Raw genomic sequence first — 12,986 nt, forward strand, 5'->3', positions numbered from 1 at the left:
CCCGGCTCGCAACCCGGGCCTGGCCCAGAACCAAGCCGCGCCCGCAACCAACCCGGGCCCGGCCCAGAACCCACACCCCGTCCCAGCCAAGCGCAGCGCTACGCGTCGATACGCGACCGATCCAGCGTCGCAGCCGAGCTGGAGATGAACTCCTTGCGCGGCGCCACATCGTTGCCCATCAGCAGGTCGAAGACCTGCTCAGCGGCCTCCAGGTCGGAGAGGTTCACCCGGCGCAGAGTGCGGTGGCGCGGGTCCATGGTCGTCTCCGCCAGCTGGTCGGCGTCCATCTCGCCGAGACCCTTGTAGCGCTGGATGGAGTCCTTGTACCGGACGCCCTTGCTCTGGAACTCCATGAGCTTGTCGCGCAGCTCACGGTCCGAGTACGTGTAGACGTACTTGTCCTGTCCCTTCTTGGGCTGGACCAACTCGATGCGGTGCAACGGCGGCACCGCCGCGAAGACACGCCCCGCCTCGATCATCGGCCGCATGTAGCGCTGGAACAGCGTCAGCAGCAGCGTCCGGATGTGGGAGCCGTCCACGTCGGCGTCGGTCATCATGATGATCTTGCCGTAGCGGGCCGCGTCGATGTCGAAGGTCCGGCCCGACCCTGCTCCTATGACCTGGATGATCGCGCCGCACTCGGCGTTCTTGAGCATGTCGGTCACGGACGACTTCTGGACATTGAGGATCTTGCCGCGGATCGGCAGCAGCGCCTGGAACTCGGAGTTCCGGGCCAGCTTCGCCGTACCGAGCGCGGAGTCTCCCTCGACGATGAACAGCTCGCTGCGGTCGACGTCGTCACTGCGGCAGTCGGCCAGCTTGGCGGGCAGCGACGAGGACTCCAGGGCCGTCTTCCGGCGCTGGGCGTCCTTGTGCTGACGGGCCGCGATGCGCGTCCGAGCGGCGGCGACGACCTTCTCCATGACGACCCGGGCCTGCGCCGCGGCGTCCCGCTTGGTGGAGGTCAGGAACGCCTTGAGTTCCTTGGAGACCACGGTGTTCACGATGCGCCGGGCCGCGGACGTACCGAGGACTTCCTTGGTCTGGCCTTCGAACTGCGGCTCGGCCAGGCGGACCGTCACGACCGCCGTGAGGCCTTCCAGGGCGTCGTCCTTGGCGATGTCGTCCTCGGCGACACGCAGCAGCTTCTTTGCGCGCAGCACCTCGAGCATGGTGCTCGTCACCGCGGTCTCGAAGCCCGCGACATGGGTGCCGCCCTTGGGCGTGGCGATGATGTTCACGAACGACTTCAGGGTCGTGTCGTATCCCGTGCCCCAGCGCAGCGCGACGTCGACGTCGAGCACCCGGGTGACCTGGGTCGGCGTCATCTGGCCGTGCTCGTCGAGGACGGGGACGGTCTCCCTGAACGTGCCCTGGCCGGAGAAGCGGAGGATGTCGCAGACCGGCTTGTCGGTGGCCAGGTACTCGCAGAACTCGCTGATACCGCCGTCGAAGCGGAAGGACTCCTCGCCCTTGCTGCCGCCCTGGCCGAGACCGAACTCGTCGCGTACGACGATGGTGAGGCCCGGGACGAGGAACGCGGTCTGGCGGGCGCGCTGGTGGAGGTTCTCCAGGGAGAGCTTGGCGTCCTTGAGGAAGATCTGCCGGTCGGCCCAGTACCGCACGCGTGTGCCGGTGCGGGTCTTGGGGATCTTCTTGGCCTTGCGCAGACCACTCGTGGCGTCGAACTTCGCGTCCGCCCCGGCGCCGGCGAAGGCGCCGGGGACACCGCGCCGGAAGCTGACCGCGTGGGTGTGCCCACTGCGGTCGACCTCGACGTCCAGTCGCGCGGACAGGGCGTTCACCACGGAGGCGCCCACGCCGTGCAGACCGCCGGAGGCCGCATAGGAGCCGCCTCCGAACTTGCCGCCGGCGTGCAGCTTGGTCATGACGACCTCGACGCCGGACAGGCCGGTCTTGGGTTCGACGTCGACCGGGATGCCCCGGCCGTTGTCCCTGACCTCCACCGACCCGTCGTCGTGGAGGATGACCTCGATGTGGTCGCAGTAGCCCCCGAGGGCCTCGTCCACGGAGTTGTCGATGATTTCCCACAGGCAGTGCATCAGGCCACGACTGTCAGTCGAGCCGATGTACATGCCCGGGCGCTTACGCACGGCCTCGAGCCCCTCAAGGACGAGCAGGTGCCGCGCGGTGTAGTTGGAACCGTCCCGGTCTGCTCCTGCCAGCAGCGCTGTGGACGGCACGGACGTCTCGGCGGTCACGCGGTTCGCTCCTCGCTGAATTTCAGGTGTGGCCCTAGTGGGTAAAGGCGCGGCTTCAGCCGCCGCCAAGAGGGTACCGAGGCCTGGTAGAGCCGTTGTAACGCCACCCTCGTCTGAACTCACACTAGTCCAGAGTCGCATGCATGTTCGATCCCTCGTTGGAGTGAAGTACATATCACGTTCCCTTCGGGGCATGAACCATTTAGGCTCCGGGCACGTCCTCATGAACAACCGGCAACCCAGCCGGGAGGACAGACATCGACAAACAGCGCGAACCCGTAAGACACATAGACACGCAATACGGCACATTCGCCGCCAACCGGCAGCAGACGGCCGGCCTCGAAAGATTTTTTCGAGGAGAAGCCCCGAGCGGGAACGTTTTAGGGCTGGTTGGATGTTGACCCTGGTACGACAGCTCGTCGAGCTAGAGAAGAGGCGACGTGACTACTGTTCTGACCCCTGCGAGCCCGTTGACGGCCGCCGATCGCTGCGACCGCTGCGGCGCCCAGGCATACCTGCGCGTCGTCTTGCTCAGCGGCGGTGAACTGCTCTTCTGCGCCCACCACGGTCGCAAGTTCGAGCCGGAACTCAAGAAGATCGCCGCTGAGATACAGGACGAGACGGAGCGGCTGACGACCGCTCCGGTAACGGGTCCCGAAGAAGAGCGCTGATACCTCGCACCCACGACGAGCCAGCATCGGCATCAGGCCGACATGCGGACGGCCGCCCCTGAAACCTAGGGCGGCCGTCCGTGCTCATACCGACGATCGCTGCCGGAGTCCCCACAGGTTCCGAGCAGCCATCGATCTCAAAACCTCACAAGGCCCGACCCGTCGGCCCTCATAAGCTCCACCGGACAGGCACTCTCAGGGCTCCAACCTGCCGCCGCGCCCATGGCGCCCGGGAAGCCGGGTGGGACCACTGAACCTGCCAGGCAACCGCTCTCGGCCCCGTCAGGGCCCCGGGTGCGCTTCGCCGGCCCTGCCGACGCCCCACCCGAGCGTCCGTACGATGTCGGACACCCGCGTGTACACCCCAGGGCTGCCCGGCAGCCCGCAGCCGCTCCCCCAGGACACCAGCCCGACGAGTCTGCCCTGCGCGACCAGCGGCCCCCCGCTGTCGCCCTGACAGGCGTCGCGACCGCCCTGCTCCTCGCCGGCGCACAGCATCGAGTCGGCGCGATAGGTGCCGTCCGCGTTCCCCGGGTAGGCCTGCTGGCAGAGGCCGTCGGAGAGGACGTGCAGGCGCGCGGCCCGCAGGCTGTGCGCGTAATCGCCGCTGCCCGAGATATCACCCCACCCGTACACCGTCGCGTCCGTGCCCGGTTCGTACGCCGTGTCGCCGTCGGCCGCCATTGTGATGACGGAGTCACGCGGCAGCGGCTTGGCGAGGCTGAGCACCGCGAAGTCCCCGGCGTTGGTGGCGGGGTCGTAGCCCGGGTTCACCCACGTGGCACGTACGCGGATCTCCTGGCCCTGATCCGAGAGCAGATCGGTACGCCCCGTGATGGCCTTGAGGTCGCGCACCTGGTTCGGCGGGGCCCCCAGGACGTCCTCGCCCATGCAGTGGGCCGCGGTGAGCACCGTGGTCCGGCCGACGGCCACGCCGCCGCAGAACTGCCCTGCGCGCGTACCCCCGAACCGGTCACGGCTGGACAGCGCCACGGTCCACGGGCCGTCCGAGATGTCGACGGGGAAACCGCCCACGACGATGCTGTCGGCGGCCACAGGGGCCGCTGACGCCAGCGGTATGGCACCCGCCACGGCCGCCAGGACCAGCGACCGGTTCAGCGCCCGGGAAAAGGGACGACGCATGCGCGTTCCTCACTCTGGGGTGGACTTGGGAAACCCAGAGTGATTCACCACGCCGCCGCGCGCACCCGCGCGCCCGACGCCACGGCCGGCCCCCACCCGCTCCCGCCCAGCACGAAGGCCCGGCTTCCTCGCGGGGAAACCGGGCCTTCGACGTCGTACGACCGCGTCCTAGTCGAGGTAGTCGCGCAGCACCTGCGAGCGCGACGGGTGGCGCAGCTTCGACATGGTCTTGGACTCGATCTGGCGGATGCGCTCACGCGTCACGCCGTACACCTTGCCGATCTCGTCGAGGGTCTTCGGCTGACCGTCGGTGAGACCGAAGCGCATCGAGACGACGCCCGCCTCGCGCTCGGACAGGGTGTCGAGGACGGAGTGCAGCTGCTCCTGGAGGAGCGTGAAGCTGACCGCGTCGGCCGGGACGACGGCCTCGGAGTCCTCGATGAGGTCACCGAACTCGCTGTCGCCGTCCTCGCCCAGGGGGGTGTGCAGGGAGATGGGCTCGCGGCCGTACTTCTGGACCTCGATGACCTTCTCGGGGGTCATGTCGAGTTCCTTGGCCAGCTCCTCCGGGGTGGGCTCGCGGCCCAGGTCCTGGAGCATCTGGCGCTGCACGCGCGCGAGCTTGTTGATGACCTCGACCATGTGCACCGGGATACGGATGGTGCGGGCCTGGTCGGCCATGGCGCGGGTGATCGCCTGACGGATCCACCAGGTGGCGTACGTGGAGAACTTGTAGCCCTTGGTGTAGTCGAACTTCTCGACCGCGCGGATCAGACCGAGGTTGCCCTCCTGGATGAGGTCCAGGAAGAGCATGCCGCGGCCGGTGTAGCGCTTGGCCAGGGAGACCACCAGACGGAGGTTGGCCTCCAGGAGGTGGTTCTTGGCGCGGCGGCCGTCCTCGGCGATGATCTCCAGCTCGCGCTTGAGCTTGGGGGCGAGCTTGTCGGCGTTGGCCAGCTTGTCCTCGGCGAACAGACCGGCCTCGATGCGCTTGGCGAGCTCGACCTCCTGCTCGGCGTTGAGCAGCGGGACCTTGCCGATCTGCTTCAGGTAGTCCTTGACGGGGTCGGCGGTGGCACCGGCCACGGCCACCTGCTGGGCAGGCGCGTCGTCCTCGTCGTCGTCGGAGAGGACGAAGCCCTTGCTCTCGCCGCCCTCCTCTTCCTCTTCACCGGGCTTGATGTCCTCAAGGACCTCGTCCTCGACGACCTCGGCATCGTCCTTGCCGCCGGCGGTCTTCTTCGCCGCCGTCTTCTTGGCGACGGTCTTCTTCGCGACGGCCTTCTTGGCGGTCGTCGCCTTCTTGGCGGCGGCCTTCTTCACGGGCGCCTCGTCCTCGGCGGAGGCTTCGGCTACGGGCGCCGCGGGGGTGGCGGTGGCGGTGGCCTTCTTGGTGGTCACCGTCTTCGCCGCGACCGTCTTGGTGGCGGTGCGCTTGGCCGGACTCTTCGCTGCGACGCTCTTTCGGGTGCGCTTGGGCTCCGCGGCACTGACCATCAGCGTCACACCCTCTTCCTCGAGGATCTGGTTGAGGCTGCGCAGTACGTTCTTCCACTGAGTGGCCGGAATCTGGTCAGCTTCGAAGGCCCGACGCACGTCGTCGCCGGCGATCTGCCCCTCAGCCTTTCCCCGCTCAATCAGAGCCATGACAGAGACGGACTCGGCGATCTCCGGCGGGAGCGTACGGGATGTGCTGGCCGACACGAACAACCTCTCGGAACGTTGGAAAACGGCTTCCGGCCCCGTCCGGGATGGACAGGAACCGACCACCGGCCGTGGAGATGGGCCGACGGTGCGGGCGGGGGCCGGGAAGATGCACAGCGCCATTCATGGCGTCCGTATTCCCTCCGCGGCTGTCACCTCTTAGGTCATCGCGTTGTTTCCACGAGCGTTACGCCCAATCTGCGTGGCCCGAGTCACACCCCGTAAGCGCTCAAAAACGGTCAGACACGGGCAGAAGAGGTCACCTGCGGGCGCCGGGAGGAAAAAACATCTTGCGAACCAGCTCGCGAACCACCTAGCCCGCGCCGTCGGACCCCGCAGGATTCCGAAGGATCCTGCGGGGTCCGACGGGAGGCGGCCCTTCGGCCGAACGGTGCCCAGGAGGGGGGAGGCACCCTCCGGCCGTGCCGCCTGCGGTGCGTGGTCAGTGCTCGCGCGGCGCCGGCACCACGCGCTCCACCTCCGGGTGGACGGTCAGCAACTGGCGCATCGCCGTCTCGGCCGCCGTGCCGTCGCCGGCGGCGAGGGCGTCGGCGATCCTGCCGTGCTGCGCCAGCGAGGCCTCATTCGGCCGCTCACACCCGATGACCGGGCCGCCGGACACCTGGAGCGCGGCCGACACGATCCCGGAGAGGTGCTCCAGCATCCGGTTGCCGGCGAGCTGGATGAGCAGGGAGTGGAACTCGGCATCCGCGCGGGAGAACGTCAGCGCGTCGCCCTGCGCCATGGCGTGCCCCATGATCTCCACCATGTCGGTGAGCCGCTGCTGCACATCCTCGCGCCCATGACCGGCGGCGAGGCGCGCGGCGAGCGGCTCGATCGTCCAGCGCAGCTCGCTCAGCTCGCGACGCTGGTCGTCGCGCTGCGGCCCGAAGGCGCGCCATTCGATGATGTCCGGGTCGAGGAGGTTCCAGTCGCTGACGGGGCGCACGCGCGTGCCGACGTTCGGCCGGGCGCTGACCAGGCCCTTGGCCTCCAGGACACGGAGGGACTCGCGGACGACGGTGCGGGAGACCTCAAAACGCTGGCCGATCTCCTCGGGCACCAGGGGCCGGTCGGCGCCCAGGTCGCCGGAGACGATCATCTGGCCCAGCTGCTGGACGAGTTGGCCGTGCAGTCCGCGTCCACGGCTGCCCGCGGTCCGTCGGCCCACGCGGCCCAGCTCGGGTTCCGCGGTGTCCCAGGCGGAGGTCCCGATGCGGTCTGCGGCGGGCGCATCCGTGTAGGGGTAGCGGTCGAGTTCGCCCGGGCCGGCGAGACCGGAGTCTGCGGAGCGGGCGGCGGTCATCATGGTGTGCGCAAGGGTACTCACGGATCCTTTGTCGGCGCCGTCCCCAACTCCCTTGAGGTCTTTGGTGAAAAGCACACGAAAGGGTGATCGCTCACCCCGTCGCAATTGACGCCTTATCGGAAAGAAATGTGCTTTCCGTGGGGAGTTGTGCACAGAGCGGGACCGGAAGGTCGCGGACGGTCGTCATCGGACCCTGCTGCGCAGGCCCGTGAGCAGATATGCGCAGAGCAGAGCCATCAACGACAACGTCAGCGCCCCACCAACCGGTTGGGCGATCACACGCGCCACGGCGGACAGATAGCGCTCTCCGCCGAAGGGCCATTGCAGCAGAAACGTCTCGCGAAGCCGCAGCGGAAATCCCGCGGCCGTCCGCACAGCCGGTCCTTCCAAGGCTTTTTGTACGAGGGGTACGACGACGACGGGTACGGCGACCACGGCGGCCAGCCCGGCCGTGGTGGACCGGAAGATGCCCGCGGCCAGCACGCCCGCCCAAGCACAGCCCACGACGAGCCCCATCCAACTCGCGCTCAGTGAAAGCCACTCGCTGGGAACTCGCGCGAGCTCCCGTCCGTACACGAGATAGAGCACTTCGGCGTCGCAGCCCACCGTGAGAAAAGCCAGCAGCAGCGCGGTGGCGGCGGAGACGACGAGCTTGGCCGTGAGCAGCCCCAGCCGCCGGGGCACGGTGCCGCGGTCCGCCGCCAGGGCGGGGTGGCGGAACTCGTCCCCGAAGGCGAACGCCCCGAGCAGTCCCGCGCCGAGCGCCGCGGGCGGCAGCGGCAATTCCTGCGGCCACGCGGCCAGCAGACGGTACTGCGGGGTGTGGCCGATGCGGGCGAGCAGTACGGCGGTGAGGGCGGACACGACGAGCACGGCGGCCCCGGTGAGAAACCCGGTACCGACCCCCGCGGCACGGCGCAGCTCGTACCGCAGTGGGCGCAGGGGGCTGGGGGCGGGGCGGACCGAGATGGGGGGTGGAAGTTCGGACAGGGCGTCGAGCGTGGTGACCGTCGAGGGGCGGGAGCCCCGGGCGGGGGTGGACGTCGCCTCGGACGTGGCGGGATGTGAGGCGTCTTGGGCGGAATGCGCTGACGGTGGGTCCGGCAGCGGCCGCGATCGTGACGGTGACTCCGACCGCGGTACGTCATCGGATCCCTGGCGTGGGCCGGCTGCCGTCAGTTCACGGGCGGGGCTGCTGGAGCCGTGGGGGATGTCGGCTTCGTCTGGTGGGGTGATGTCGGCCAGGGGCGCTGAAGGGATGCCGGCCTTCTCCGCTGGGCCCGCTTCTCTCGGCACGGTGGTGGCGAGCAGGTCGGCTGACGGTGTGCCGGTCTGCTCCGAAGCATCTGACTCACCGGGCACGGTGGTCGTACCTGATCCGGCAGACGCGTCGCCGCACGTCAGCGGGGTCTCGGCATCGAGGCCATCGCCCCTCGGAGCCGTTCCCGCGCCGGGGCCCATGTCGCCGATCTCGTCCGCGAGTTGGTGGACGAGGACGCCGTGACGGAAGGCGGCCTCACCGACGTCGGCGCAGGTGCTGCCGTACACGGAGAGACGGTTGCCGCCCTCGCGGACGACCTCGACGGAACGGTGTCTGGTGCGGGCTTCCTTAGCGAGGAGGGCCGCGAGGCGGGTGGCGTGCGGGGTCCGGACGGCGACGCGGGGCCGCAGCCGGGTGCGGGCGAATTCATCGGCCTCCTGGTCGGCGACGAGTCTGCCTTCGTCGAGCGTGACGACCCGGTCGGCAGTGCGGGCGGCCTCCTTGGGGTCGGCGGTGGTGATCAGCACCGTGCCACCCTGGCCCGCGTGGGCGCGCAGCATGCCGTACAGCCAGCGGCTCTCACGGGCGGAGAGTCCGTCGGCGGCGTCGTCCAGGACGAGCGTGTGCGGGTCGGACAGGAGGGCGCAGGCCAGGCCGAGGCGTCGGTCCATGCCGCGCGACAGGGTGCCGAGGCGTTCCTCACGCAGGCTGACGAGCCCGACGACCTCCAGGACCTCGTCGGCCCGCCGCACCGGAACCCCCGCGGCGGCGCACAGCATGCGCAGATGCCCGCGGACGGTGCGGGAGGGATGGCCCGGTACGTCGCCGAGGAGCACGCCGACCTCGCGTGACGGGTGCGCGATCCGGTGCAGGGGGCGGCCTCTGAAGTAGGTGACACCACGGCCCTGTTGGAGTTCGAGCATGAGTCTGAGCGCCGTCGTCTTGCCCGCCCCCGGCGCGCCGAGCAGCGCGGTCACGCGGCCTGCCCGGGCTTCGAAGGAGACGTCGTCGACGGCGGGCGGAAGCTCCTTGCGGGGGTTGCTGGTCAGTCCGAAGGCCTGGATCACCCGAAGCAAGATAGCGCGCTATGTCCGTTTTTTCGGTCATCGCACGGCCCGCTCCGCAGGCGGTAGTCAGGCCGCTCGTACCGGTGTTCGCCGCCGTGTCGCCCCTGTCGCCATCGCCAGGTGCCCCAGCTCCCGCCGCGGCGACGGAGGTTGGGCCGACCTCACACTTCGGGGCGCAGCATCGGCGGGTTGAGCAGCGTGGCGCCACCGGCCCGGAAGAGCTGGGCGGGGCGGCCACCTTGGCGCGTGGTCGTCCCACCGGTGGGCACGAGGAAGCCCGGCGTACCGGTCACCTTGCGGTGGAAATTGCGTGGGTCCAGGGCCACCCCCCACACCGCTTCGTAGACCCGGCGCAGCTCTCCCACGGTGAACTCGGTGGGGCAGAACGCCGTGGCCAGTGACGAGTACTCGATCTTGGAGCGGGCTCGCTCCACACCGTCGGACAGGATCTGCGCGTGGTCGAAGGCGAGCGGAGCCACCGGTTCGCCGTCGCGCCCGTACCCGCTCTGCTGGAGCAGTTCCTCGACCGGCGCCCAGCGTGCGTTGCTGGCGTCGCCGCCCGCCCGGGGTGCGGGCAGGTCGGGGGCGAGCGCGAGGTGCGCGACACTGACGACCCGCATGCGAGGGTCCCGCTTGGGGTCACCGTAGGTCGCGAGCTGCTCCAGGTGAGCGCCGTTGTCCTGCGCCGGGGCCGCCGGCTCATGGGCGCGCAGCCCGGTCTCCTCGGCGAGTTCACGGGCCGCCGCCTGCGACAGGTCCTCGTCGGCCCGCACGAAACCGCCGGGAAGCGCCCAGCGCCCCTGGAAGGGCGGTTCGCCCCTGCGCACCGCCAGCGCGCACAGAGCATGGCGGCGCACGGTCAGCACGACCAGATCCACGGTGACGGCGAAGGGCGGAAACGCTGACGGGTCGTAGGGCATGCGGCGATCATAGTCGTCTGCCTGACGATAAACACTCCCTTCGTCGGCCGCATCGGTGGCTGATCCACTTCGGTCCGGGACCCGCCCACCGCCCGCGGCGGCTCGGCCCGGCAGCGCGTCGTATGAGGTCACGCTCCCAATTGCAGTCCGTCGGCCGCCTCCTCGACCATGGCCAGACCGAGCCGGCCGACCCGCACGGAGAACGGGCCGCCCGCGATCCGCAGCCCGGTCAGGACGATCTCGCCCAGCGGCGCACCGCGTAGGGGACGCAGTGTGACCGTCCCGGCGGGGGCGTCGGGTCGGATCCCCGCCAGCGTGGTCAGCAGCAGCACCCCGGCGGCCGCGGCAGTGGCCGCGGGCCGACACGCAGCCGGGTGTGGGACAGGAGCGCTTCCGTCCGTGCGTTGCTCCCCCGCGAACATCTCGGGCAGCCGGTGGCCGAACGTCTCGGCCGCCGCCAGCACGCCCCGGAGAAGCGACGTCGCCTCCTTCTCGTACCCGGCAGCGGCCAGACCCGCGACGGCAACCGCCGTCTCGTGCGTTCTGACGGCACCCCCACGGTGACCGAAGGGGTTGTAACCCACCTCCTTCGCACCCAGCCCTCGCAGCCCCCAGCCCGAGTCCATGGCGGGGCCGCCGAGCAGCCGGGCGAGTTGTTCGGTCTGCACCTTGTCGAGCAGCCCGGGAGCCAGTTCGCCCGCGCCCAACAGACCGGTGTCGAGGAGGTGGACGGCCGCCGCGCCCAGGTGCGGGACGGGCCGACCGTCCGGGGCACGGGCCACCACGGGTCGGCCGCCCCCCAGGTCGTCGATCCAGAAGTCGTCCCGGAAGGCGGCCCGCATCTGTTGCGCCCATTGCTTCAGCCCGGCGCCGCCCGGTCTGCCGCAGCTGTCGAGCAGGTCGGCGCCGAGCAGGGCCGCGCGATGGGCATGGGCCTGTGTCTCCACGCGCAGTGGGCCCCCGGGCTGCGGGTCGCACAGATAGGGGGCGTCGCCGACTGTGGTCCGCAGCCAGGTCAGGCAGCTCTCGGCGGTGGGAAGGAGCTCCTCCGTCTCGGCGTCGGGTAGTCCCCAGCGACGGGCTTCGGCGAGCAGCACCGGGAAGAGCAGGGTGGCTTCCGTGCCGGTGCAACTCGGAGGCAGGTGTGGGCCCGCGTCGCGTCTGGGACCGGGGATCATGCCGGATTGTGGTCCAGGGACCTGGAGTTGGGTGCGGGCGAGGGTGCGCAGGGTGCCCGCGGCGAGGCGGGTGCCGAGGGACAGGGTCATGCGGGCCGCGGTAAGCGCGTCGACCGGGGCAAGACCGCAGCGCCAGGGCGCGCCGGCGGCCAGGTGGATGTCGGTGGGGTGGGCGGGGTCGCGCAGGAGCAGGGCCTGGAGGTCCTCGATGCTCGTCCGCAGCAGGTGCTGCGCCCTGGGGTCGTCGCCCATCGCCCGGGCGGGAGCGAGAGGGCTTGTCGCCGCCCGGCCCACGGCCCGGACGGGTCCCGCACCGTCCGGACGCACGCGCAGCTCCACGCTCGCGCTGCCGCCCGGCGGCAGGACGAACTCCCAGCGCAGCAGCCCTGCCGAGGCCAGCGCGTCGGCGGGCGGCGGGTCGGCCGTGACCGACGCGTTCCCTGTAGGGGACGCCCAGCGCAGGCCGGAGTCGTGGACGCTGGCGGGCAGTTCCGGTGCCGGGGCGCCGCCCGCAATGGCCCCCAGGTCGGCCAGATCGGTACCGAGAGCAACCTCGACCGGCAGCCTCAGTGGCCGAACCGCCGCGCTGTACAAGGTGATCCGCTCCGTACCGTCCGCGTACCGGATGCGTTCGACGACCACGTCCGGGTCCGGGCCCACATGCGATGAGGTTCGGACGGTGCCCAGGAAGCGGGCACTGTCTGCCGCGGTCATCCGCGCCTGGACCGCGAGCGGTTCACGCCCTGCCACCCGGAGCAGACAGCGGGAGAGCACACGCCGGCCCGCCCGGTAGAACCCCTCCAGACCTTGACCGGTCAGCTGCCCTTGTTCCGTGGAGATGGCGAGGCCGGGGAGAGCGACACAGATGAAGGTGGTGTGGGTAGGCGGGAGGTCGGCGGGACGGCGGGGCGGTGGAAGCCGGCCGCCCTGAGCGGGTGAAGCCGGGGGGCGGCCTGCCTTCCCGACGGCGTGCGGTGATGTCGAGGCATGAGGCGTGGGCCGGACTGTCGTCGGCCGGCTCGAGGAACGCGGCCGGTCTGCCGCTGCGACGGAGGGCGGCCCGTCGACCTCGATCGCGTCCGGCACCCCTAAGTCCAGCGCGAGATGACCTCTCGTCCGGCTGAGACGTTCCGCTGGATCGGCCTCCCAGGAAGGGGGCGAGGCCGGGGATCCGGGAGAGCTGCTCCGCTCACCTGGATCGTCGCGCCGTCCGGCGCTGTTCGCCAATGAGGGCAGGTCGAGGCGCTCCGAGGGCAAGGCGGCGGAGCGGTTGTCGTCGGCGGTGGAGTGCGGAGTCGGCTGATTCATGGGCGGCTTCTTCTGCGCTCGGTGCGCCTCGGGCGGGTACGACGTCGGCGGGGCGGGGCTCTGGACCGTGGCGGGACTGTGAACGGAGGCACGACGGCAGGCCCGTCCAGCCGCTCCGCCACTCAGGTGAACGGAGCGGAGCTCCCCGGGGTCACGCCTCTGCCCGCCCGAGCCGACCGGATGGCGGCGGGGCCGTGCCCATG

General features: G+C 70.4%; 8 protein-coding genes. 1 reads left to right on the forward strand and 7 read right to left on the reverse strand.

The genetic code is table 11. The annotated features are described in order from the left end of the window. Positions 1-98: 98 nt before the first annotated feature. Positions 99-2,222 carry a DNA gyrase/topoisomerase IV subunit B gene (locus OG866_RS11255; RefSeq protein ID WP_329333869.1) on the reverse strand — a complete coding sequence of 708 codons (2,124 nt, stop codon included), beginning with the start codon at positions 2,220-2,222 and terminating at the stop codon, positions 99-101. A gap of 440 nt (positions 2,223-2,662) precedes the next feature. On the opposite strand from OG866_RS11255, the gene OG866_RS11260 reads away from it, so the two are divergent. Next, on the forward strand, positions 2,663-2,893 hold the full coding sequence (locus OG866_RS11260; RefSeq protein ID WP_329333871.1) for a DUF7455 domain-containing protein: 231 nt from the start codon (positions 2,663-2,665) through the stop codon (positions 2,891-2,893). A 282-nt stretch (positions 2,894-3,175) separates the two neighbouring features. Here the strand turns inward: OG866_RS11260 and OG866_RS11265 are convergent, their stop codons facing one another. The 6 genes from OG866_RS11265 to OG866_RS11290 form a co-directional block, all read right to left on the reverse strand. Further along, positions 3,176-4,036: a S1 family peptidase gene (locus OG866_RS11265; RefSeq protein ID WP_329333873.1), complete on the reverse strand. Its 861-nt coding sequence runs from the start codon at positions 4,034-4,036 to the stop codon at positions 3,176-3,178. 168 nt (positions 4,037-4,204) lie between these two features. Then, a complete protein-coding gene (locus OG866_RS11270) occupies positions 4,205-5,740 on the reverse strand; it encodes an RNA polymerase sigma factor (RefSeq protein ID WP_329333875.1) in 1,536 nt (511 codons plus the stop codon). 442 nt (positions 5,741-6,182) lie between these two features. Further along, entirely contained in the window at positions 6,183-7,070 is an 888-nt protein-coding gene (locus OG866_RS11275) for a FadR/GntR family transcriptional regulator (RefSeq protein ID WP_329333877.1), read from the reverse strand. 162 nt (positions 7,071-7,232) lie between these two features. Beyond that, on the reverse strand, positions 7,233-9,377 hold the full coding sequence (locus tag OG866_RS11280) for an ABC transporter ATP-binding protein (protein WP_329333878.1): 2,145 nt from the start codon (positions 9,375-9,377) through the stop codon (positions 7,233-7,235). A gap of 161 nt (positions 9,378-9,538) precedes the next feature. Then, positions 9,539-10,297, reverse strand: a complete 759-nt coding sequence (locus OG866_RS11285) for an NUDIX hydrolase (RefSeq protein ID WP_329333880.1) — start codon at positions 10,295-10,297, stop codon at positions 9,539-9,541. Between the two features lie 128 nt (positions 10,298-10,425). Next, the gene (locus tag OG866_RS11290; protein WP_329344036.1) at positions 10,426-12,342 is read right to left on the reverse strand and encodes a glycogen debranching N-terminal domain-containing protein; all 1,917 of its coding nucleotides are present in this window, start codon (positions 12,340-12,342) and stop codon (positions 10,426-10,428) included. Between the last annotated feature and the right edge of the window lie 644 nt (positions 12,343-12,986).

Source organism: Streptomyces sp. NBC_00663 (assembly GCF_036226885.1).
Classification (GTDB): domain Bacteria; phylum Actinomycetota; class Actinomycetes; order Streptomycetales; family Streptomycetaceae; genus Streptomyces.